Origin of the sequence: Lentzea jiangxiensis (assembly GCF_900104175.1) — a bacterium.
GTDB lineage: Bacteria > Actinomycetota > Actinomycetes > Mycobacteriales > Pseudonocardiaceae > Lentzea > Lentzea jiangxiensis.
Genome location: NZ_FNIX01000003.1, coordinates 250,375 through 272,257, shown reverse-complemented (window position 1 = coordinate 272,257; position 21,883 = coordinate 250,375). Strand labels below are relative to the sequence as shown.

The 21,883-nt window shown below is 70.0% G+C and carries 18 protein-coding genes and 1 pseudogene; 15 read left to right on the top strand and 4 right to left on the bottom strand.

What is annotated here, in order from left to right:
* Positions 1 to 6 precede the first annotated feature (6 nt).
* The 3 genes and pseudogenes from lgt (at position 7) to cutA (ending at position 1,628) form a co-directional block, all read left to right on the top strand.
* Positions 7 to 897: a prolipoprotein diacylglyceryl transferase gene (lgt, locus tag BLQ91_RS12165; protein ID WP_090096909.1), complete on the top strand. Its 891-nt coding sequence runs from the start codon at positions 7 to 9 to the stop codon at positions 895 to 897.
* A pseudogene (locus BLQ91_RS12160) lies at positions 894 to 1,194 on the top strand (class I SAM-dependent methyltransferase); the annotation flags it as partial. The gene lgt and the pseudogene BLQ91_RS12160, both read left to right, overlap by 4 nt.
* 110 nt (positions 1,195 to 1,304) lie before the next feature.
* Positions 1,305 to 1,628, top strand: coding sequence for a divalent-cation tolerance protein CutA (gene cutA, locus BLQ91_RS12155; protein ID WP_176959701.1), 324 nt, complete (start codon positions 1,305 to 1,307; stop codon positions 1,626 to 1,628).
* Here the strand turns inward: cutA and BLQ91_RS44010 are convergent.
* Positions 1,561 to 2,028: an NsdA family TPR-like regulatory protein gene (locus tag BLQ91_RS44010; RefSeq protein WP_483810787.1), complete on the bottom strand. Its 468-nt coding sequence runs from the start codon at positions 2,026 to 2,028 to the stop codon at positions 1,561 to 1,563. The two genes, cutA and BLQ91_RS44010, sit on opposite strands and share 68 nt — an antisense overlap.
* A 202-nt stretch (positions 2,029 to 2,230) precedes the next feature.
* On the opposite strand from BLQ91_RS44010, the gene BLQ91_RS12150 reads away from it, so the two are divergent.
* The 8 genes from BLQ91_RS12150 (at position 2,231) to BLQ91_RS12115 (ending at position 12,125) form a co-directional block, all read left to right on the top strand.
* On the top strand, positions 2,231 to 2,830 hold the full coding sequence (locus BLQ91_RS12150; protein WP_090096908.1) for a sulfite oxidase-like oxidoreductase: 600 nt from the start codon (positions 2,231 to 2,233) through the stop codon (positions 2,828 to 2,830).
* On the top strand, positions 2,800 to 3,540 hold the full coding sequence (locus BLQ91_RS12145; RefSeq protein WP_090096907.1) for a ferredoxin reductase: 741 nt from the start codon (positions 2,800 to 2,802) through the stop codon (positions 3,538 to 3,540). The genes BLQ91_RS12150 and BLQ91_RS12145 overlap by 31 nt, the downstream gene beginning before the upstream one ends.
* Positions 3,541 to 3,554: 14 nt before the next feature.
* Positions 3,555 to 3,830 carry a DUF6510 family protein gene (locus tag BLQ91_RS12140; protein WP_090096906.1) on the top strand — a complete coding sequence of 92 codons (276 nt, stop codon included), beginning with the start codon at positions 3,555 to 3,557 and terminating at the stop codon, positions 3,828 to 3,830.
* On the top strand, positions 3,827 to 4,471 hold the full coding sequence (locus tag BLQ91_RS12135) for an HAD-IA family hydrolase (protein ID WP_090096905.1): 645 nt from the start codon (positions 3,827 to 3,829) through the stop codon (positions 4,469 to 4,471). The genes BLQ91_RS12140 and BLQ91_RS12135 overlap by 4 nt, the downstream gene beginning before the upstream one ends.
* A 361-nt stretch (positions 4,472 to 4,832) precedes the next feature.
* The gene (locus BLQ91_RS12130; RefSeq protein ID WP_090096904.1) at positions 4,833 to 7,925 is read left to right on the top strand and encodes a PA14 domain-containing protein; all 3,093 of its coding nucleotides are present in this window, start codon (positions 4,833 to 4,835) and stop codon (positions 7,923 to 7,925) included.
* A gap of 38 nt (positions 7,926 to 7,963) precedes the next feature.
* Entirely contained in the window at positions 7,964 to 8,977 is a 1,014-nt protein-coding gene (locus BLQ91_RS12125; RefSeq protein ID WP_090096903.1) for a LacI family DNA-binding transcriptional regulator, read from the top strand.
* A 93-nt stretch (positions 8,978 to 9,070) separates the two neighbouring features.
* The gene (locus BLQ91_RS12120) at positions 9,071 to 11,266 is read left to right on the top strand and encodes a discoidin domain-containing protein (RefSeq protein ID WP_090096902.1); all 2,196 of its coding nucleotides are present in this window, start codon (positions 9,071 to 9,073) and stop codon (positions 11,264 to 11,266) included.
* A 307-nt stretch (positions 11,267 to 11,573) separates the two neighbouring features.
* Entirely contained in the window at positions 11,574 to 12,125 is a 552-nt protein-coding gene (locus BLQ91_RS12115; protein ID WP_090096901.1) for a malectin domain-containing carbohydrate-binding protein, read from the top strand.
* Positions 12,126 to 12,220: 95 nt separating this feature from the next.
* On the opposite strand, the gene BLQ91_RS12110 is transcribed toward BLQ91_RS12115, so the two are convergent.
* A complete protein-coding gene (locus BLQ91_RS12110) occupies positions 12,221 to 13,129 on the bottom strand; it encodes a DUF1996 domain-containing protein (protein WP_245733359.1) in 909 nt (302 codons plus the stop codon).
* A 181-nt stretch (positions 13,130 to 13,310) separates the two neighbouring features.
* Here BLQ91_RS12110 and BLQ91_RS12105 point away from each other — a divergent pair, with 181 nt between their 5' ends.
* From BLQ91_RS12105 to BLQ91_RS12090, 4 genes are all read left to right on the top strand, one after another.
* Entirely contained in the window at positions 13,311 to 15,419 is a 2,109-nt protein-coding gene (locus tag BLQ91_RS12105) for a discoidin domain-containing protein (RefSeq protein WP_090096899.1), read from the top strand.
* A 99-nt stretch (positions 15,420 to 15,518) separates the two neighbouring features.
* Positions 15,519 to 16,880 (top strand): oxygenase MpaB family protein, encoded by a 1,362-nt coding sequence (locus BLQ91_RS12100; RefSeq protein ID WP_090096898.1) that lies wholly within the window; start codon positions 15,519 to 15,521, stop codon positions 16,878 to 16,880.
* Positions 16,881 to 17,444: 564 nt separating this feature from the next.
* A complete protein-coding gene (locus BLQ91_RS12095; RefSeq protein WP_218130245.1) occupies positions 17,445 to 18,044 on the top strand; it encodes a hypothetical protein in 600 nt (199 codons plus the stop codon).
* A 78-nt stretch (positions 18,045 to 18,122) separates the two neighbouring features.
* Positions 18,123 to 18,905, top strand: coding sequence for a carbon-nitrogen hydrolase family protein (locus BLQ91_RS12090; protein WP_090097213.1), 783 nt, complete (start codon positions 18,123 to 18,125; stop codon positions 18,903 to 18,905).
* Positions 18,906 to 18,955: 50 nt separating this feature from the next.
* On the opposite strand, the gene BLQ91_RS12085 is transcribed toward BLQ91_RS12090, so the two are convergent.
* On the bottom strand, positions 18,956 to 20,623 hold the full coding sequence (locus BLQ91_RS12085) for a flavin monoamine oxidase family protein (protein WP_090096897.1): 1,668 nt from the start codon (positions 20,621 to 20,623) through the stop codon (positions 18,956 to 18,958).
* A 98-nt stretch (positions 20,624 to 20,721) separates the two neighbouring features.
* Positions 20,722 to 21,618 (bottom strand): ACP S-malonyltransferase, encoded by an 897-nt coding sequence (locus tag BLQ91_RS12080; RefSeq protein ID WP_090096896.1) that lies wholly within the window; start codon positions 21,616 to 21,618, stop codon positions 20,722 to 20,724.
* Positions 21,619 to 21,883: the final 265 nt, after the last annotated feature.

The window sequence follows — 21,883 nt, the reverse complement described above, 5'->3', positions numbered from 1 at the left end:
GGCGCGATGCTGCTCGCGGCCATCCCGAGCCCGACCCAGGGCGTCTGGCACCTCGATCCCGTGCCGATCCGCGCCTACGCGTTCTGCATCATCGCGGGTGTCCTCGTCGCCGCCTGGCTGACCGAACGCCGCTACGTCCGGCGCGGCGGCCGGCCCGGCGTCGTCAGCCAGATCGCGACGTGGGGCGTTCCGTTCGGCGTCGTCGGCGCCCGGCTCCACCACGTGGCGACGACGTGGCAGCCCTACTTCGGCCCCGGTGGCGATCCCGTGAAGGCCCTCTACATCTGGGAGGGCGGCATGGGCGTGTGGGGCGCGATCGCCCTCGGCGCGCTCGGGGCATGGATCGGTGCGAAGCGCGCGGGCGTGGCGCTGCCTCCACTGGCGGACACCGCCGCACCGGGAATCGCGCTGGCCCAAGGCATCGGCCGGCTCGGCAACTGGTTCAACAACGAGCTCCACGGCGCCCCGACCGACCTGCCGTGGGCGTTGACGATCCACGAGTGGGACCTGCAGGCCGGCCGCGCGGTCGTCGGCGCGGACGGACAGCCGGTGGTGCTGGGGACGTTCCACCCGGCGTTCCTCTACGAGCTGCTGTGGACCTTCGGCGTGGCCGCCGCGGTGATCTGGGCGGACCGCCGGTTCCGGCTCGGGCACGGCCGCGCGTTCGGCCTGTACGTGGTGCTCTACACCCTGGGCAGGCTGTGGATCGAGGCGCTGCGGATCGACGCGGCGAACACGGTTCTGGGCCTGCGCCTCAACATCTGGACGTCGCTGCTGCTGGGGCTGGGCGCCGCCGCGCTGACGCTGTGGTCGGCACGGCGGCACCCCGGTCGCGAGGACCTCGGGTCCGGTTCGGCGCCTCGGGCACGAACCGGCGAACGCGGAGTCCAGACATGATCGACTGCGTGAGCGACTACGACGCCGTGGCCGAGGCGTACGACCTGGACAACGGGACGAGCCTGCAGAACGCCTACTACGAGCGTCCGGCGGTGCTGGGGCTGGCCGGGGACGTGGCAGGGCGGCGGGTGCTCGACGCCGGCTGCGGTGCGGGTCCGTTGTTCGCGGCGTTGCGGGAACGGGGCGCCGTCGTCAGCGGCTTCGACGTGAGCGCGGGCATGGGCGCGCCTGCGGCTCGGTGCGGACGCGGACCTGCGCGTGGCCGACATCGCCGGTCCGCTGCCGTTCTCCGACGGCGAAGTCCCAGCATTTGGGAACATGAAGGCGCGAAAACGATTAGGACGCGGCAGGCATGGGCATGGTCCGATCGGCAGCGCGCTGGATCACCGGCGCAATAGGCTGTGGGTGTGAGTGACTACTTGCAGGTGACGACGACTGCTGACAATCGCGACACCGCCGCGAGCCTTGCTCGCTCTGCCGTGGCGGCTCGTCTGGCAGGGGCTGCCCTCGTTTCCGGGCCGAACACATCGTTCTTCTGGCACAACGGTGAGATGGGCGAGGGCGAGGAGTGGCAGGTCACCCTCAGGACCACGGCCGACAGGTATTCCGCGTTGGAGGCGCACCTGCTTCAGGAGCACCCGTGGGACAACCCGGAACTCACGGCTATCTCCATCGTCGAAGCTCCCGAGGACTACAAGGCGTGGCTCGACAAATCCGTTGACGAACGGTAGGCAGTCCTGCTGCGGCGCCCAGGACGCTAGTCACGGACGAGAGGGAGTGGTGCGGCCGAAGTCGATCAGTCACTCTGCTGATGCGCTCGACCGGCCGCACCGAGCCTACGCCCATCGCGAGGTCGATTGCGCGCTGTGTGATGGTTGCTGACTGTTCAACCTCGCCTGCGTCGAGGTAGGCGTGTGCAAGGGACGTCAGGTAGATCGCCTTGTCTCGGGCGTGCGTGTCATCGAAGCGACTGAGGCCGTCTTCGAGCAGCGGGACCGCGCGCAGTGGTCGGCGGAGTTGCGTCCAGCAACGTCCACTCATGATCTTGATCTCGTCTTCGTCGACCCAGAACACCCAGTCTGGTTCGGGTCGGTTGCTGGCTTGATGAACGACCTCCGCAGCGGTAGCCAGGCGCGTTCGGTCTCATCTGCCTGCCCAGCTACCGCATGCGTCCAAGCCATGCGCTCCAGCAACGAGGCTGCACTCGCGGCGTCGCGTGCTCCGGGCGGTTCATCCGGATCACCGTGGTGGTCCCGGTCGTCTCGCCCGCACGTCCCTGTGACCTCCGAGATCATCGGTGGCGCCCGGCGCGCCGGTGTCGTCTACTGGCACGATGCCAATCGTCTCTCCCGGTTTCTCCGGGCGACGCCGGTCACCGGACGCGCAGCTCCCGCCCGGCCAGTACCTGGCGGAGGACTTCCCGGTCCTCACCGCGGGACCGACGCCGCGGATCACGACCGACCGGTGGCAGTTCACCGTCAGCACGGAGGCCGGTCAGCGCCACGACTGGTCGTGGCAGCAGCTGATCGAGCTGCCGGCGGAGAAGATCACGACCGACATCCACTGCGTCACCAAGTGGTCCAAGCTCGGCACCCGTTGGAAGGGCGTCTCGCTGGACGTGCTGCTGGAGGACGTGGAGACGGCCGCGGACTACGCGCTCGTGCAGTCCTACGGCGGCTACACGACGAACCTGCCGCTGGAGGACCTGCTCGACGGGCAGGCGTGGATCGCCTACCGCTACGACGACGAGGAGCTCACGCCCGAGCACGGCGGCCCGGCGCGGCTGCTGGTGCCGCACCTGTACTTCTGGAAGTCGGCGAAGTGGGTCCGCGGGATCCAGTTGCTGCTCGAGGACGAACCCGGCTTCTGGGAAAGCGCGGGCTACCACGACTACGGAGACCCATGGCGCGAGCAGCGGTACCAGGGCGACTGACCTGGCGGGTGGCCGGACTGGCCGAGGCCACCGACCTGACGAAGAGCGCGCGCGGCCTGGTGTTCGACGTGCCCGGCTGGCCCGGTCACCTGCCGGGGCAGCACGTCGACGTCCGGCTCACCGCCGAGGACGGCTACTCGGTGCAGCGCAGCTACTCGATCTCCTCCGTGCCGGACGGGGAGCGCATCGAGCTGAGCGTGCAACGGATCGCGGACGGCGAGGTGTCGCCGTACCTGTGCGACGTGCTGCCCGTCGGGGCCGAGGTCGAGCTGCGCGGCCCGGTCGGTGGCTATTTCGTGTGGCGTGCGACGAGTCAGTCACCCGTGACGCTCGTGGCGGGTGGCTCGGGCATCGCGCCGCTGATGGCGATGGTCCGCACGCGTGCGGCCGAGGGCAGTCGCGTGCCGTTCCGGCTGATCTACTCGGTGCGCACGCCCGAGGACGTCTTCTACGCCGGCGAACTGCGCCGCCGTGCCCGTGAGGACGCAGGTCTGGACGTGCGGGTCGTGTACACCCGGCAGGCCCCGGAAGGTTCTCCGGAGCCGCCGGGCCGGCTGGGTGTGGCCACCCTCAACACGCACGGATGGCCCGCCGAGTTCACCCCCGACGTCTTCGTGTGCGGACCCACCGGGTTCGTCGAGACGGTGTCCGACGTCCTCGTGGCACTGGGGCACGACCCGCGCCGCGTCCGCACCGAACGCTTCGGCTGAACAGGAGAGCACCGATGAGCGACGACCACGCCGGTGGCCACGTCGACGGCAACGCGCTGGCGGGGGACCTGCGGGAGATCTTCGCGGTGGATCTGACGGCGGCGACCGGGCAGTGCTCGGCCTGCGGCTACAAGGGGTCAGTGGCGACCCTGCGCGTCTACCGCAACGCCCCCGGCACGGTCGCGCGCTGCCCGCACTGCGAGGAGGTCGTGCTGCGGCTCGTCCGCGGTCGCGACCGCGCGTGGCTCGACCTGCGCGGCACCGTGAGCCTGGAGATCCCGCTGTCATGAAACTGGCCTGTCAGGCGGTCCTGTTCGACATGGACGGCGTGCTCACCGACTCCACGGTCGCCGCCGAACGGGCGTGGACGCAGTGGGCGCACGAGTACGGTGTCGACCCGGCCGAGGTCCTGCGCGGCCTGCACGGCCGCCGCGCCACGGACACCGTCCGCCTGCACGTACCCGCCTCCGCGCACGCCGAGGCGCTGCGGCGGATCAACGACATCGAGACCGCCGACGCCGGCTCGACCACCGCGATCCCCGGAGCCCGCGAGCTGGTGGACTCGCTGCCGGGCAACTGGGCGCTGGTCACCTCGGCCCCGCCCGGACTGCTGGCGGTCCGGCTGGCCGCCGTCGGGATCCCGTTGCCGCCCGTGGTGATCAACGGCGACGACGTCACGCGCGGCAAACCGGACCCGGAGGGCTACCTGACCGCGGCGCACAAGCTCGGCGTGCCGATCGGGGACTGCCTGGTCTTCGAGGACAGCGGCAACGGGATCGCGGCGGGCCTCGCCGCCGGGGCGGCCACCGTCGTCGGGGTCGGTGAGGACGCGCTGCGGACGCCGGCGCCGGTGGTGGTGCGGGATCTGCGTTCGGTCCGGTGGGCCGGTGCCGGGGTCGAGGTGTCGGGGGAGCTCCGCCGGTCTTCGTGACCTCGCAGGGTCGACCGCCGAGGTCTTCGAGGCCGGCGGCAACGCAGCGCGACGGGTCCGGCCGCCGGTGCGGTTGGCGGGTGAGGACGCGCTGCGCACGCCAGTGCGGGACCCGGGTTCGGTCCGGTGGACCGCCGACAGCGCCACGGCGTAAGGGGACCGCCGCCGCCCTGCCGACCAAACGTCCCCGCCGAGGTCTGGACTGCTTCCAGACCTCGGCACCGAACAACGCGGTTCCCGGAAACTTGTCCGGTTTGACATGCCTGTTACCTCCGAACGGCCGTAGCCCGACTGTTGAATCGTGTGCGTTGATGTGTGGGAGCGCTCTTACAACGTTGTAAAACGAAGGGGATCTTCGCCGATGAAGAAAGCCGCCCCCGTACTCGTCGCTCTGCTGCTGGCGTTGGGCATAGCGCCCGGGACGTCACCCGCGAGCGCCGCCGAGCCCGTGCACGGCCTGAAGGGCGAGTACTTCAGCATGTCGGTACCGGGCGCGCGGGATTTCGCGACGCTGGGTGGCACCGTGCTGGACGCCGACGTCAACCACGGCGACCTGACCGGTGTCTTCGGGTTCCTGAACGGCCGCACCGAACACACGACCGCCCGCTGGACCGGGCAGATCGCGGTGCCGCAGTCCGGTGACTACACCTTCCACGCCATCGGGGACAACGGGTTCCGGCTGCTGATCGACGACCAGCCGGTGATCGACCACTGGGTCGGCGACTGGGACCGGGAGCAGACCAGCGCGCCGGTGGCGCTCACCGCCGGGCGCCAGTACGCGTTCAAGCTGGAGATGTTCCAGGACACCGGCGGCGCCAACATGTTCCTGCGCTGGTCGAGCGCGACCACCGCCAAGCAGCTCGTGCCCACGACCGCGTTCACGCCGCCCCCGGACTTCCAGGTCGTGCCGCGCACGGCCGAGGTCTCCCGGGACGGGCGCACGCTCACCGCGGACTTCGGCGGTCGCGTCACCGGCACGCAGGACCTGGAGGACCACCTGCGGATCGAGGTGGACGCCACCCCGTTCCCGATCTCGCTGATCACCACGAGCCGCAACCGGGCGACGATCCGGCTGGGCGAGCGGGTGCTGAAGGGCCAGCGGGTCCGGATCTACTACGACGGTGCCGGAGCGCTCGCGGTCGACGGCCGGAAGGTCGCCAAGACCGCCCGCACGACCGGGAACGTCTCCACCGAACGGCTCCGGACGCCGTGGGGTGAGGACTTCGACGCGCGCAACCCGTTGCCGGAGTACCCGCGCCCGCAGCTGGAACGCGACAAGTGGCTCAACCTCAACGGTCCGTGGGAGTTCGCGGCCGCCAAGGCGGGCGAGCAGCCGGTGTTCGGCAAGAAGCTGCGCGAGAAGGTCGTGGTGCCGTACCCGATCGAGTCGCAGCTCTCCGGGCTGGAGCGGCACGAGGACCACATGTTCTACCGCCGCACGGTCTCCGTCCCGCACGACTGGCGGATCGGCAGCGGCCAGCGGCTGAAGCTCCACTTCGGCGCGGTCGACTACCACGCCAAGGTGTGGGTCAACGGCAAGCTCGTCGCGGAGCACACCGGCGGCTACACGGCGTTCAGCGCCGACATCACCGACGCCCTCAAGCGCGGTGAGCAGGAGATCGTCGTCGCGGTCACCGACACCACCGGACCGCACCAACCCAAGGGCAAGCAGTCGCCCAACCCCAGCGGCATCTTCTACACGCCGTCGTCGGGCATCTGGCAGACGGTGTGGATGGAACCGGTGGCGGAGCAGGGGATCGACGAGCTCAAGACGACCCCGGACCTCACCACCGGCTCGCTCACGGTCCACGTCCGGTCCGCCGGCAACGCCACCGTCACGGCCGTCGCCAGGGATGCCGGGGGCCGGCAGGTCGGCACCGTCACCGGACCGGCGAACACGGACCTCAAGCTGCCCGTGCCGGACGCGCACCTGTGGACTCCGGACGACCCGTACCTCTACAAGCTCGACGTCACGCTCGGCCGGGACAGGGTCAAGAGCTACTTCGGCATGCGGTCCACGGGCGTCGCCAACATCGGCGGCACGCCGAAGCTCACGCTCAACGGCAAGCCGATCTTCCACCTGATGCAGCTCGACCAGGGCTTCTACCCGGACGGCCTGAACACCGCGCCGAGCGACGAGGCGCTGGTCTTCGACCTGAAGGCGCAGAAGGACCTCGGCTTCAACTCCGTCCGCAAGCACATCAAGGCCGAGCCCGCCCGCTGGTACTACCACGCCGACCGGCTGGGACTCATGGTGTGGCAGGACTTCGTGTCCCTCGAGGACGGCAGCGACCCCGCAGCCCAGCAGGCCTTCGTCAAGGAGGGCCGCGAGCTGATGGACCAGCTGCACAACCACCCGTCCATCTACTCGTGGATCGTGTTCAACGAGGGCTGGGGCGAGTGGGACCGCACCGCCACCGGCCAGATCGCCGACCAGGTGAAGGCGGCCGACCCGAGCCGGGTCGTCAACGCGCACAGCGGGGTGAACTGCTGCGCCTCCAAGGGTGACAGCGGCCGGGGCGACGTCATCGACCACCACGACTACAACAACACCGACCCGGCCCGCCCCGACGGCAAGCGCGTCGTGGTGGACGGCGAGCACGGCGGCTTCACGCTGCGCACGCCGGGACACCAGTGGCCCGGCGCCCCGATCGCGATCTACAGCGGCGTGGCGGACAAGGCGGCGCTGACGGCGAAGTACGTCGACAACACCCGCACGTTCTACCTCGGCCAGGCCCGCGCGGAGATGTCGGCGTCGGTCTACACGCAGGTCACCGACCTCGAAGGCGAGCTCAACGGGCTCTGGACCTACGACCGCAAGCGCATCAAGGTCGACCCCGGTCCCGTCCGCGAGATCAACCGGCGCGTGATCGAGGCCGGGGCCGACGCCGGCAAGCCGTACCCGTACGCGGGCAGCGGTGAGTGGAAGCTCGACGAGACCAGGGGCACCACGGCGAAGGACTCGACGGGCAAGAACCCGCTGACCCTCAGCCCGACCGGCGCCACGTGGAAGGACGGCGCACTCGAGCTCCGCAACGGCTCGGCGGAGACCTACGGTCCGGTCGTCGACACGACCAAGGACTACGCCGTGTCCGCGAAGGTGCGGCTGGACGAACTGCCCGGCAACTACGCCACCGCGGTGAGCCAGGACGGACGTCAGGCGGAGAACCCCTTCTACCTGCAGTACGGACAGGGCGCCTTCGCGTTCAGCACGCCGGGCGGCAACCGCGCCCGGTTCGAGGTCACGCCGGAGATCGGCCGCTGGTACGAGCTCAAGGGTGAGAGGAGCGGAAGCGAGATCCGGCTCTACGTGGACGGGGTGCTCGTCGCCACCGCGACCGCCGGACCGGCCGTCGCGAGCACCGGTGCTCTCGCGGTCGGACGAGCCAAGTACAACGGCCAGAACGTCGACTTCTGGCGAGGTGCCGTGAAGGACGTGCGCGTCACCTCCTGATCACGGGAGAACGCTCTCCGGCGTGGTAGAACCGTGGCATGAGCAAGGTTGCGCCCACGCTGGAGGACGTCGCGCGAGTCGCGGGAGTGTCTCGCGCGACGGTCTCCCGTGTCGTCAACGGCACGCGGAACGTCGACCCCGGCATCCAGGAGACGGTGCGCAACGCGATCGAGCAGACCGGGTACACGCCCAACCGCGCGGCCCGGTCTCTCGTCACCCGGCGCACGGGCACGGTGGCCCTGGTGATCTCCGGTGCCGGCGGGGGATCGGACGTGTTCACCGACCCGTTCTTCGGGCGCGTGACGGCGGGCGTGGTCGACTTCCTGCGCGGCCACAGCGTCCACCCCGTGCTCATGCTCGCCGACTCCGACCCGGCGCGGACCGAGGTCGTCGAGTTCCTCAGGCAGGGCAGCGCCGACGGCGCGCTGCTGGTCTCCACCCACCCCGTCGACCCGCTGCCCGCCCGGCTGCTGGACGCGGGCGTCCCCTCGGTGCTCTACGCGCGGCCCGGCCGGCCGATGCCGGTCAGCTACGTCGACATGGACCACCGCGCGGGCGGCAGGATGGCCGCCGACCACCTCGTGGCCGCGGGGCGGTACAACACCACCACCATCTCCGGGCCGCTCGACGTCCTGGCGAGCCAGGACAGGCACGCCGGGTTCCGCGACGCCATGGCCCGCCACGGGTTCCCGTACGTGCCGAGCGCGGAGGGCGGGTTCACGTTCGAGAGCGGCGCCACCGCGATGCAGCGGCTGCTGACCGAGTGCCCCGACCTCGACGCCGTGTTCGCCGCGAACGACCTGATGGCGCAGGCGGCCGTGGACGTGTTGCAGGCGCACGGGTTGCGCATCCCCGACGACGTCGCCGTGATCGGGTTCGACGACAGCGCGCCCGCCCTGGCCTGTCGGCCGCAGCTCACCACGATCCGGCAGCCGGTCGAGCGGATGGCCGCGGAGATGGCCGCACTGCTGCTGGCGGACCTGGAAAAACCGGGACAACGACCGAGATCCGTCATCTTCGAACCGGAACTCGTCGTACGGGCCTCCGCGTGATTGACCTGGTCGGCACCCGGCGTTAACGTCCCTTGGGAGAGCGCTCTCACGCCCCTGTCCAAGGCTTTCAGCCCCTCCCCGTCAGGCAGGATCATGGGCTCGACCCTGTCCAGGGCCGCCGCGTTCGCCGCTGCCGCTCTGTGTTCGGTGACCTCAGTCAGTGTTGCGTCGCAGGCCGGTGCGGCCGCCTGCGGCACCGGCAACGTCGCTCTCCACCGCCCGGCCACCGCGTCCTCCACCGAGAACGGCGGCACACCGGCGTCCGCCGCCGTCGACGGCAACGCGGGCACCCGCTGGTCGTCTCAGTTCTCGGACCCCCAGTGGCTCCAGGTCGACCTCGGCTCCACCCAGCAGCTCTGCCGCGTCTCCCTGAGCTGGGAGGGCGCGTACGGCAAGGCCTTCCAGGTCCAGGTGTCGGACACCGCCGCCGCGAACTCGTGGCGTGACGTCTACTCGACCACGACGAGCACGGGCGGCACCCAGTCGCTCGACGTCACCGGGTCCGGCCGGTACGTGCGGGTGCTGGGCACCCAGCGCGCCACAGGCTGGGGCTACTCGCTGTGGGAGCTGGGGGTCTTCGCCACCACGCCCGACACACCGGGCGTGACGCCGACCGACCCGCGCAACCCCGACTTCGGGCCGAACGTGTTCGTCTACGGGCCGGGCTCGTCGCAGCCGGAGATGCAGTCGCGGCTCGACTCGATCGCCGCGCAGATGAAGACCAACCAGTTCGGGCCGCAGCGCTACGCCGTGCTGTTCAAGCCCGGCACCTACAACGCCGACGTGAACCTGCGGTTCTACACGCAGATCGCCGGTCTCGGGCTGATGCCCGACGACGTGAACATCAACGGCCACATCCGGGTCGAGGCCGACTGGCTGCAGCAGGGCGACGACCCGAACAACCTCGGGAACGCGACGCAGAACTTCTGGCGCGGCACCGAGAACCTCTCGGTCACCCTGCCCGCCAACCAGATCGAGCGCTGGGCGGTCTCGCAGGCCACCGCGTACCGGCGGATGCACCTGCGCGGCCAGGCGCACCTGTGGAACGGCTACGACGGCTGGGCCAGCGGTGGTCTGATCGTGGACAGCAAGATCGACGGCGTCGTGGTGTCCGGTTCGCAGCAGCAGTTCCTCACCCGCAACAGCAACCTGGCGGGCGGCTGGTCGGGCTCGGTGTGGAACATGGTGTTCGCCGGCACCCAGGGCGCACCCGCGAACCACTTCCCGAACCCGTCGCACACCACCGTCGACACCTCGCCGGTGACGCGCGAGAAGCCGTACCTGTACCTCGACGGCTCGGGGGAGTACCGGGTCTTCCTGCCCGCGCTGCGCCAGAACTCGCGCGGCACGAGCTGGGAGAACGGCAACCCCGGTTCGTCGGTGTCGCTCGCGGACTTCTTCATCGTCAGGCCCGGCACCCCCGCCGCGACGATCAACGCGGCGTTGCAGCAGGGCAAGCACCTGCTGCTCACGCCGGGCGTCCACCAGCTCGACGACACCATCCGGGTCACGCGCCCGAACACCGTCGTCCTGGGTCTGGGCCTCGCGACGCTGACGCCGACCACGGGCAGGGCCGCGCTGACGACGTCCGATGTGGACGGTGTCAGGCTGGCCGGGTTCCTCGTCGACGCGGGCGTGCAGAACTCCCCGGTGCTGCTGGAGATCGGTGACTCCGGCGCGAACTCCCACGCGGCCAACCCGACCTCGCTGCACGACGTGTACCTGCGCGTCGGCGGGTCGCAGGCGGGCAAGGCGACGGTCAGCATGCGCGTCAACAGCCGCGACACGCTGATCGACCACACGTGGGTGTGGCGGGCCGACCACGGCGAGGGTGTCGGCTGGACCGCGAACCCCGGCCAGAACGGCGTGGTCGTCAACGGCGACAACGTCACCGCGTACGGGTTGTTCGTCGAGCACTACCAGCAGCACAACCTGATCTGGAACGGCAACGGCGGCCGCGTCTACCTGTACCAGAACGAGCTGCCGTACGACCCGCCGAACCAGGCCGCGTGGATGAACGGGTCCAAGCGGGGCTGGGCCGGCTACAAGGTGGCCGACTCGGTGACGACGCACCAGGCGTTCGGCGTCGGCGTGTACTGCTTCAACCAGGCGAACCCGAGCGTGGTCACGGACAACGCGTTCGAGGCGCCGAACCGGCCCGGTGTGCGGTTCACGCACCTCGTGGCGGTGTCGCTGGGCGGCGTGGGCACCATCGCCAACGTCATCAACGGTGTCGGTGGCGCGGCGGACGCCACCACCCAGGTCCGTTACCTGGTGAACTACCCGTGAGCCTGATCTGAGAGCACCCGCTCTCCGCCGGGCATCGGACACGCGGCGCACAGGGGCGGGCAGCGGCCTGCCCCTGTGCGCCGTCCTCGGCTTCGTCGGGAGCTGCGACTTCACGGGCGGCACCGATGCGGCGCTGACCGTTGCCACGTCTGGGGTTCTAGCGCGTAGAACGGTCGTTTGACAGCGGCCGAGGTGGTTCGTAACATCGCGGATCAGGCGTGTGAGAGCGCTCTCACGCGCCGCTGCACGACATTGGCATCGACGCCGAACTTTCCGTTGAACTCGAACAAGGTGGTGCTCTTCACGCATGCGCAAATTCATCCGGGTGGTCGCGGCGACCGCCGCGGCGGCCGCTCTGCTGCTCGGCACGGCGCAGGTCTCGCTGGCGGCCGACCCCGTCCTGGTGGACGCCGGCGGTCCCGGTGACATCGGCGTCGGCGGTCTTGTGGACACCAAGCCCGCGGACAAGCGGTCGAACGTGGTCTTCAGCCGCACCGTCCGGAACCGGATCGACAGCTCGCTCTGGAACACCTCGCGGTACCTGGAGTCGTCCTACGAGCTCACCGGCCTGACCGCGGGCGCGTCGTACGAGCTGCGGCTGTACTTCCTCGACTGGTACTTCACCCGTCCCGGCCAGCGGATCTTCGACGTCGACGTGAACGGTCAGCGCGTGCTGAGCGACTTCGACATCATTGGGACCGCCGTCGCCGCAGGAGCGGACGCCCCTCTGACCGCCTTCGGCGTGGAGAAGGACTTCGCCGTCACGGCCGACGCGGACGGCAAGGTGCGCGTCGGCCTCGTGCGCGGTGCGGTGAACCAGCCGCAGATCAACGCGATCGTGCTGGTGCCCGCCGCGTAGCGGTCCACCGCCGACCCAGAACATCCCGGGACGCAGACCATCCCGGGACGCGGACCATCCCAGGGCGCGGACACGCGCCCCGGGATGCTCGTCCTCTACCGCGGCAACCGGTAGTCCGGTCCGAGCGCGGCTCCCCGGTGGGGCTTGTACAGGTCGTACCCGCGCGGGTCGCACTGCAGGCCGCCGTTGACGCAGTGGCGGACCAGCGCGGCCTGCGTGGGCGCGTCCCAGGCGTTCATGAAGTCGTAGTGCCAGGTGTAGCCGCGGCCGCTGGAGAGCCGGACGCGCGACATGTCACCGGACACCGGGAACGCCATCTTGAACTCGATCATCGGCACGGCGACGGGGTGCGACGGCGGGCAGACCAGCGTGGCGCGGTCGGGGTAGGCCATGTGGGACCTGTGATCCGCGGAGTCGAGGTCGCGGCCGTTCCAGCAGCTCGGCGCCTGGTAGCGGACGTTGAGCTGGCTGCCGGGCGGGCAGTGCGCCGGGATGTCCCAGTTGTGGAAGCTGTCGCCGCACTCCCAGCCCTCGACAGCGCCCGGTGCCGTGCGGAACTCCTCCTGCGACGCCGAGGGACTGCCGACCACGAACCGGATGCCCGGCGGGAACGGCACGACGTCCTGGTACCTCAGGATGCCGGACTTGTAGTAGATGACCTGCGGGAAGTCCGGCGGCACCACCTGGTCGCCGTTGAGGACCGACGGGAACCAGTACGCGGACCTGTCGTCCGGCGTCCTGCAGTTGGTCTGCCCCGCCTTGAGCGAGTCGTTGGTGCTGCGGGCGTTGGTGGAGCTGTTGCCGAGGAACGTGTGGAGGTGCGACGCGCCCGGCAGTCCCGGGAAGACGATCGGGTCGTCCGGGAGGTGCGTCGTGACCGAGCAGTTCGCCTGGAACTCGTGGTGCGTGACGAGGTCGTCGGCCCGCGCCGACTGCGTCGCCACCACGACGACCGCTGCCACCAGGGCAGCCGACATCGCCGTCGCGCTGAGTTTTCTGGACACCTGTGTCCTCCTGCCGATGTGGGAACCGGCCTGGAGAGCGCTCTCCCACTCAGCGTCCCGCTCGGCCGCGCGTGGTGTCAAGACCGGTTCTTTTGACACCGCCTGCGTCTGGTCGTACCGTTCGACGGCAGGGCTGTGAGAGCGCTCTCCTCCTACATCCCTACCTGTGGCAGGAGGCGCGATGGCTCGCGTCCGCTCCGTCGGCACGGTGCTCGCCGTGCTGCTCGCTCTGGCGGTGACCCCGGCGCAGGCCGCGCCCGTTCCGCTCTCCGAAGGCAAACCCGCGGTGGCGTCGTCGACCGAGAACGGCGGCACCCCCGCCTCGGCGGCGGTCGACGGTGACGGCGGCACGCGCTGGTCCAGCGCGTGGAGCGACCCGCAGTGGCTGCGGGTCGACCTCGGCGCCTCCTCGTCGCTGACGCGCGTGGAGCTCGACTGGGAGTCCGCGTACGCCACGGCGTTCGAGATCCAGGTCTCCGCGAACGGCGACACGTGGCAAACCATCCGCTCCGTGACCGGGGCGGCCGGCGGTCGGCAGGGCTACGACGTCACCGGCACCGGCCGGTACGTCCGCGTGCACACCACCCAGCGCGCCGGCGGTTACGGCGTCTCGCTCTGGGAGTTCCGCGTCCACGGCACGCAAGCCCCGGGCGTCCCGGGCAGCGGCGTGCACGTCACCGGCTCGCAAGGCGACTGGCGGCTCACGGTCGACGGCCGGCCGTGGACGGTGAAGGGCCTGACCTGGGGGCCACCCGCGGCCGACGCCGCCCGGTACATGCCGGAGCTGACGTCGATGGGCGTCAACACCCTGCGCACCTGGGGCACGGACGCCTCCACCCGCCCGCTGCTCGACGCCGCCGCGGCCCACGGGCTGCGCGTCGTCAACGGCTTCTGGCTGCAACCCGGCGGCGGTCCCGGCTCGGGCGGCTGCGTCGACTACGTCACCGACACCGCCTACAAGAACGACGTGCTCGGCCAGATCCGCCACTGGGTCACGACCTACCGGGACCACCCCGGCGTGCTCCTGTGGAACGTCGGCAACGAGTCCCTCCTCGGCCTGCAGAACTGCTACTCCGGCGCCGAGCTCGAGAACCAGCGCGTCGCCTACGCCCGGTACCTCAACGAGGCCGCGCGGGCGATCCACACCATCGACGCCAACCACCCCGTGACGAGCACGGACGCGTGGACCGGAGCGTGGGCGTACCTGAAGGCGCACACCCCGGACCTCGACCTGTACTCGGTCAACTCCTACGGCAACGTCTGCCAGGTGCGCCAGGACTGGATCTCCGGCGGCCACACCAAGCCGTACCTCCTCACCGAGGCGGGCCCGGCGGGGGAGTGGGAGGTGCCGGACGACGCCAACGGCGTTCCGGCGGAACCGACCGACGTGCAAAAGCGCGACGGCTACACGCAGGCGTGGAACTGCATCACCGGCCACACCGGGGTCTCCTTCGGCGGCACGCTCTTCCACTACGGCACCGAGCACGACTTCGGCGCGGTCTGGTTCAACCTGACGCCCGCGGGCAAGAAGCGGCTCTCGTTCTACGCGGTGCAACGGGCGTTCGGCGGCGCCACCCCGGCCAACACCCCGCCGGTGATCTCGTCGATGGCGGTGCCGCGGACCGTCGCCGCGGGCGCCCCGCTGACCATCGACGTCGCGGCCTCCGACCCGGAGGGGGACGCGCTCACCTGGTCGGCCGCGTTCAACAGCAGGTACATCGACGACAGCGGCGGTCTCGCCGGAACTCCGGTGCGGGTCGCCGGGAACCGGCTCACCGTCACGGCTCCCGACCGCCTGGGCGTGTGGAAGGTCTACGTCCTGGCCGAGGACGGCCGGGGCAACATCGGCATCGAGACCCGGTCGGTGCGGGTCGTCGCACCGCAGCCGGCCGGCGTGGACGTGGCGCGGGGCAAGCCCGTGACCGCCTCGTCGTACCAGCAGGCCGGCGACGGCGCCCCCTACCCGCCGTCCAACGCCGTGGACGGCGACGCCGCCTCCCGCTGGGCCACCGACTGGTCCGACCCGCAGTGGGTCAGGGTCGACCTCGGCGCCGTCACCACCTTCCAGCACGTGCACCTGGTGTGGGAGGGCGCTTTCGGCCGCGCCTACGAGATCCAGGTGTCCGACGACGGCAGCAGCTGGCGGACCGCGTACGGGACGACGTCGGGCAACGGTGGTGTGGACTCGGTCGACGTGACGGCGACCGGCCGGTACGTCCGCCTGCACGCCACGCAGCGCGCAACCGGGTGGGGCTACTCGTTGTACGAGTTCGGGATCTACCGGCGGTGATCCACCTCTGCATCGAGCGGGTGGATTCCGCCACCGCATGAGGTGAATCCCGGGGCGAGACCGGTCTGCGGTCCCGGCGCCACGACTAGCTTCGGCGCAATGACTGTCGAAGTGGCGCTGGGACCGGGATCGAGCACATGGGAACGTCTCGGGCAGTGGCGGTTCCTGCTGGTGATGCACCGCGCGCTGGTTCTCCAGTCCGCGCATCCGGCCGTCGGAGCGGCCGTCGCCGAGTTCTCCGTCTACAACGCGCGGCCGTGGCGGAGGTTGTTCCGCACCATCGAAAGCCTGCACACCTACGTCTACGGCAGTGCGTCCGAACAACGCCGTGAGCTCGCCCGCCTCGAACGTCTCCACCGCCGGATGCAGGGGCAGGACGGGTACGGCAGGGCGTTCGACGCGGGGGACACGAGGGCCAGGGCATGGGTGCACCTGACCCTGTTCGAGGCAGTACTGACCATGCAGCGGCTCGGCGGAGACCCGTTGTCGGCGGAGGAGACCGCTCGCTTCTACGACGAGTGGCGCCGGGTCGGCCGGCAGTTCGGCCTGCACGAGGAGGACCTGCCCGCGACGCCGGAGGAGTTCCGCACCTACTTCGACCGGGTGGTGGCCGAGGTGCTGGAGGACAACACCACCGTCAGGGACCTGTTGTCCGGCAGCATCTACCGCGTGCCGGCACCGCCCGGCCTGCCGATCCCGGAACTCGTCTGGGCCCCGGTGCGGTTCGCGTTGGTCACGGCCGCCGTGCAGGCCACCGCCGCCACGCTGCCGCCGGTGTACCGCGAACGGCTGCGGCTGCCGTCGGTCCCCGGCGCGGATGTCGTGGTGCACGGTCTGCACCTCGCCGCGCGGATGGTCACCGACCTGTTGCCCAAGCCGTGGCGCTACCAGCCGATCGCCGCCGCGTCGATCAGGGCGGCCGGGGTGCGCCGGGCCGAGGTCGTCCCCGAGTCGTTCTTCGAGACCGTGCTCGACCAGAGCGGCGACGGCGTGCTGCGGTGGAGCGACCTGCTCGCGATGGCCAGGGAGATCAGCACCCACCTCGACCTGGACCAGAAGGACGAGGACGCGGTCCACGACGCCTTCCACTCGTGGTGGGAACAGCTGGCCACGGCCACCGGCACGCCCGTGGACGGCTCCGTGACCGCCGCCGCGTACAACGCGGCCCTGGCCGAGCGCGCCTACCCCGGCCCGCCCGACCGCGAACGGGGCTGCGGCGCCGTGGCGGCGACGGTCCGCGGGCTGATCGACCGCGACGGCAACGGCGAGGTGCGGCAGGACGAGTACACCCGCCTGCTCGACCGCAGCCCGCGCCGTCACGAGCTGATCGCCGCCATGCGCGAGCTCGACCACGACGGTGACGGCACCATCCACGGCGACGAGCTGGAGCAGGCGCTGCGCGAGTTCCTGGTGGGGGAGCGCGACTTCGAGGCCGCCCGTCACCTGCTCGGCCGGATCTGAGGGGTCGTTGGTCCTCGCGCGCCGCAGGTGTGCGACTGGGAGCCCGAGCACCGTCGAACGCGTCGATGGCGGAGCGATAGTCGGTTGATGGCCGAGCGGGGTCGAATGATGTGATCGGGGTTACATCGCACTGCGGCGAATGAGGGTGAGGCCGACGAACCCGCCCGCGGAGTCGCGGCTGTCCGGTTCCGCGCTGAGCCGCTCCTTTCCGCGGCATGCCGAGTAGCTCCGACCTGTGAGACCGGGAATTGTCGAGAGGAGGGTGCCATGGACGGATATGAGATTCTCGCCGACGAGGACGGGCACGTTCGCGGCTACGACTAAGGACAACTCGCCCGAGCCGCGGCGATGTCCTGCGAAGACTTCCTCGTGGCTCGGGCCGGGTTCCGCGCCGAGGAACGCATTCCGGCGGAGTGCCTGGCGGGGCGACGCGCGAGGAGATCACCGCGGGCAGGACGACGGGGCACTCGTCTTCGGTGCTCGCGAAACGTCCGCTCTCCTGGAGTGAATGGCGGAAGAATAGAACGATAAAAAAACAATAGATAGCGATGTCAAGATCGAGGAATGGTGGACATCCTCGGTCATGCCCGCGACAACCTGATCCTCGCACTGATCATCGGGTGCGAGATCGCGTTCTGGGTCTTCCTGCTCGCCGGGCTCGTCGTGCGCTATCCGATGCGGAGCCCCAGGCTCGGCGCCGCGCTGCTGCTCTGCACACCGCTCGTGGACGTGGTGCTGCTGGTCGTCACGGTGTTCGACCTGCGCTCGGGTGGCGAGGCGACGTGGGCGCACGCGGCGGCCGCCATCTACCTCGGGCTCACCCTCGGGTTCGGGCACGGCATCATGCGATGGGCCGACCAGCGCTTCCACCACCGCTTCGCCGGCGGCCCGCCTCCCGTCACCCCGCCGAAGTACGGCCGGGCCAAGGTGCGGTACGAGTGGAAGCAGTTCGGCCGGTTCGCGGTCGCGTGGCTCATCTCGGTCGTCATCATGGCGGCGTTGGTCTTCTTCGTGAGCACGCCCGCGCAGACCGAGGTGATGTGGAAGGTCGCCATGCCGATCATGACGGGCACCGGCGCGGCCTGGTTCGTCTTCGGTCCGCTCATGACCACGATTCGTCCGCCGCGTCCGCGCAGCGGCTTCCACAAGACGCACATCGGCTGATCATCGACCTTGACCGCGCCGCCGCCCTCCGCCGTCACCGCGCCGGACGCGGTGGTGCGGCGCAGGAGGACATCCGTGATGAGAATCGCCTGTTGGCAGGCCTCCACGCACCCTTCGGACGTGGCCGGCGCTCTCGCCCGTCTGCGTGTGCGCGCGAGGGAGGCCGCGGCGGCCGGCGCGCGGCTGCTGGTCACGCCGGAGATGGCGCTGTCGGGCTACAACATCGGCAGCGGGACGGTGCGCGAGCTCGCCGAGCCGGAGGACGGACCGATGTGCGGCGCAGTCGCGCGCATCGCCGCCGAGGCCGGGATCGCGATCGCGCACGGCTGGCCGGAACTGGCCGGGGAACGCGTCTACAACTCCGTGCGCCTGGTCGACGCCGACGGAACGCGTCTGGCCGCGTACCGCAAGACGCACCTGTTCGGCGAAATCGACCGGTCCAGCTTCAGCGCCGGTGAAACGGGCGTCGTCCAGGCCGTCCTCGACGGCCTGACCGTTGGCCTGATCATCTGCTACGACGTCGAGTTCTCGGAACTGGTTCGCGCACATGCGTTGCGCGGCACCGAACTCCTGGTGGTGCCGACCGCTCTGATGGCCCCGTGGCAGTTCATCGCCGAGACGGTGGTGCCGGCTCGTGCCTACGAGAGCCAGTTGTTCATCGCGTACACCAACTGGACCGGACGGGAACACGATCTGGAGTACTGCGGCCTCACCAGGGTCGTGGGACCGGACGGCCGGGTCGCCGCGATCGACGCCGGGACCCGGGACGGGCTTCTGGTGTCCGAAGTGGACCTGTCGCTGATCGCCGAGGTCCGCGCCGAGACCACCTACCTCGCCGACCTGCGTCCGGAGCTGTACTGAGACCTGTCCCAGGTCCTGGCCGGACCCGCGGCCACGACCTGGGACGTGTCTCAGATGACGACCGGCGCCAGCTCGTCGAAGAGGTCACCGGGGCCGGGGTTGTCGGGGTGCGTCGCGCCACCGAGGTGGTGCACCACGCCCCAGACCGCGTTCAAGGCCGTCCCCACGGCGTTCTCCGCGAAACCCCCGAGCCAGGAGATGTCGTCGCCGGCCATGAGGAACCCCCGGTGCTTCTCGTCCAACCCGTCCTGCATGAAGTGGGTGAACAGGGCGCGCTGGTACCGGTACTGCCCCGGGAGGCTGGACTTGAACGCCCCCATGAAGTTCGGCTCGGTCTCCCAGGTGACCGCGACCGGCGGCGCGATGATGTGCGAGCGGATGTCGACGTCCGGGTAGATCTGGGCGAGGGACGCCAGCACCGCCTCCAGCCTTTCCTCGGCGGTGAGGGTGGCGACCTTCAGGGAGTCGTCGTTCCACGTGTACGACAGGCACATCACACCGGGTTGGTCCGGGCCGTCGTCGAAGAGGTAGACGCCCCGGGGCAGCCGGTCCGTCAGCGTCATCCCCATGACGTCCCGGCCGGTCTCGTCGCGGTCGCGCCAGAACGGGCGGTCGGTCAGCACGAAGAGCTTCGACGAACCCATGTAGTGCGTTCGTTCCAGCGCGGTCCACAGGTCGGACGGCAGCAGATCGGGGTCGCACTTGATCCGGGACAGCAGGTTCCAGCTCTGGGCGGTGAAGACGGCCACCGGGTACTCGTGCACGTCGCCGGACACGTCCTCGATCACGTACCCGGTTCCGCCGGCGGCGCGGCCGATGCCGATCACGCCGGGCCTCGGTGTCCCGTCGTGCAGTCGTGCGAGCGAGGTGCCCGCGGGCCAGTGCACGAGGTCGTCCGGCTCGTGGTGCCACAGCCCCGTCGGGATCTGCTGGCTGCCGCCGACGATCCGGTACTGCTTGTCGCCGACCTCGGTGTAGACGACTCGCAGGACGTCGAGCACGGAGTTGGTGAAGTCGGTGTCCCAGCCACCGCACCCGAAGCCCACCTGGCCGAAGATCTCCCGTTGCTCGAACGACGAGAAAGCCGCTGTGGAGGCGAGGAAACCGTAGAACGACAGGTTCTCCATCTCCCGGACCGTGCGGTTCCACAGGGCCTTGATCACGGAGACGTCGCGGCGCTCCATCGCGCCCATCATGACCGGCAGGTCCGCCCTCTCGTACAGCGCCTTGGACCACGCGTCCGAGACCTGCTGGAAAGCCAGGGGCAGGTCCTCGGGGCCGCGCGCCCAGTGGGTCTCGCCGCGCAGGTTGATGACCGTGCTGGGAGTGGCTTCGGCCAGCGGGTTGGGGAACGCCACGGCTTTGAGGCCCAGCTTGTTCACGTAGTGGAACAGCGTGGCGGACGGCGAGAAGCGCATCGCTCCCAGTTCCGCCCTCGGCTCCGGGTGGCCCTCGAACCCCACGGTGCGCATCCGCCCACCGAGCTGCTCGATCTCGTAGACCACCGGGCGCAGACCCAGCTTCATGAGCTCGTAGGCGGTCACCACGCCCGAGATCCCTCCGCCGATGACGGCGATCTCGGTGCCGTGGCGATCCGGTGGCACCGCACCCAGTCCCGCCGGGTGGCTGAGCCATTCGTCGTAGACGAAGGGGAAGTCGGGGGACAAACCCGTGGTTGGTGCCGGCTCGTCGTCTGTGACAATCGACGTGAATCCCATTGTGCGACCTCGATGATTCGTCGGGTTTCAGCGGTTCGACGGAATTGCGGATCGGTGGGTGAATGCGCTGGACGGCGCGACGCGTGCCCGCGAGGGGATCACCGGGAGGGCCGACGGGGCTTCAAGGCGTCCTTCGGGCTGGCCGTCACCACGTCGAAGTTCTTCTTCAGGAGGTCCAGGCGGTGGATCAGGTAGTCCGGACCCGCCACGCAGATCCTCGTCATTCCCTCGTTCACCAGCCGGTCGTGGATGTGTCCCCAATGCACCGGGCTGACGGTGGCCGCGTCGAGCATCGCGCCGACTTCGGCTCCTCCGCTCAGGAGCGAGCCGTCCTGGTCCGAGATGATCGGCACCGCCGGCGAGGTGAAGGAGAACTTCCGCAGGACTTCTTCTCGCAGCCGGGCGCGCAACGGCGCCAGAACGCGGGCATGTGCCGCGGGACGCATCGTCGTCAGGCAGTAGCCGCCACGGTCGCTGATCTTCGCCTTGAACGCCGCGAGGTGTTCCTCGTGCATCGTGACGAGGTGCACGGTGTCGTCGAAGTACCCGGAGATCTCGTGCCACTCGCCGTCTCGCGACATGGTGGCGAGGACGTCGGCGAGCCGGTCCGAGGGCGTGCGCACGACCAGCTGGCTGACCAGGTCCCGGTGCTCCTCCCGGAAGTAGTCCAGCTCGCACCGCGCCAGCTCGGCGGTGAGCCGGACGACCTCGGCGAACGGCATGGCCCCCGAGTAGGCGACCGCGGCGCGCTCGCCGAAGCTCGAGCCGACGCACAGGTCCGGGCGCAAGCCCAGCGACTTCTCCATCCAGTCGGCCAGCGCGACGGAGTTCACCAGGAAGGCGATCTGCTGCGCGGCGCTGTACTCGTCGGGTCCGGACCGCAGCGCTTCGAGCAGCGAGTACCCGAGTGCGGCATCCGCCTCCGCCAGTCTCCGCCGGGCGAACGGGCTGACGGTCATGAACCTGCCGACATCGGCGAACCTCGACGGGCCCATTCCCGGAAACACAACTGCTGCACGGCTCACGGCGACGCCTCCAGATGCATGTGATCCACCTCGTCTCAGCCTGTGCCGCACGGGCGGGAAGCTGCTTTCAGCGGCCGAGGAGAAATAAGGCTGGATCCTATGAAGTGGCAGGCGTGCCGATCGATGCCGCGATTCCGCGCATCGGTCATCGACAGGTAATTGCGGTGACCGCTCCCGATCGATTGTGCGCCGTGGTGACCCGACCAGGTGGACGAGGAGTTCTTCCCCGGTGGTC

Coding starts and splice junctions, on each gene's coding strand:
- lgt (WP_090096909.1), top strand. CDS start 7: ATGCTGCTCGCGGCCATCCCGAGCCCGACCCAGGGCGTCTGGCACCTC.
- BLQ91_RS12130 (WP_090096904.1), top strand. CDS start 4,833: ATGAAGAAAGCCGCCCCCGTACTCGTCGCTCTGCTGCTGGCGTTGGGC.
- BLQ91_RS12125 (WP_090096903.1), top strand. CDS start 7,964: ATGAGCAAGGTTGCGCCCACGCTGGAGGACGTCGCGCGAGTCGCGGGA.
- BLQ91_RS12140 (WP_090096906.1), top strand. CDS start 3,555: ATGAGCGACGACCACGCCGGTGGCCACGTCGACGGCAACGCGCTGGCG.
- BLQ91_RS12095 (WP_218130245.1), top strand. CDS start 17,445: ATGGTGGACATCCTCGGTCATGCCCGCGACAACCTGATCCTCGCACTG.
- BLQ91_RS12120 (WP_090096902.1), top strand. CDS start 9,071: ATGGGCTCGACCCTGTCCAGGGCCGCCGCGTTCGCCGCTGCCGCTCTG.
- BLQ91_RS12115 (WP_090096901.1), top strand. CDS start 11,574: ATGCGCAAATTCATCCGGGTGGTCGCGGCGACCGCCGCGGCGGCCGCT.
- BLQ91_RS12145 (WP_090096907.1), top strand. CDS start 2,800: ATGGCGCGAGCAGCGGTACCAGGGCGACTGACCTGGCGGGTGGCCGGA.
- BLQ91_RS12090 (WP_090097213.1), top strand. CDS start 18,123: ATGAGAATCGCCTGTTGGCAGGCCTCCACGCACCCTTCGGACGTGGCC.
- BLQ91_RS12150 (WP_090096908.1), top strand. CDS start 2,231: ATGCCAATCGTCTCTCCCGGTTTCTCCGGGCGACGCCGGTCACCGGAC.
- BLQ91_RS12135 (WP_090096905.1), top strand. CDS start 3,827: ATGAAACTGGCCTGTCAGGCGGTCCTGTTCGACATGGACGGCGTGCTC.
- BLQ91_RS12080 (WP_090096896.1), bottom strand. CDS start 21,618: ATGGGCCCGTCGAGGTTCGCCGATGTCGGCAGGTTCATGACCGTCAGC.
- BLQ91_RS12105 (WP_090096899.1), top strand. CDS start 13,311: ATGGCTCGCGTCCGCTCCGTCGGCACGGTGCTCGCCGTGCTGCTCGCT.
- BLQ91_RS12085 (WP_090096897.1), bottom strand. CDS start 20,623: ATGGGATTCACGTCGATTGTCACAGACGACGAGCCGGCACCAACCACG.
- BLQ91_RS12100 (WP_090096898.1), top strand. CDS start 15,519: ATGACTGTCGAAGTGGCGCTGGGACCGGGATCGAGCACATGGGAACGT.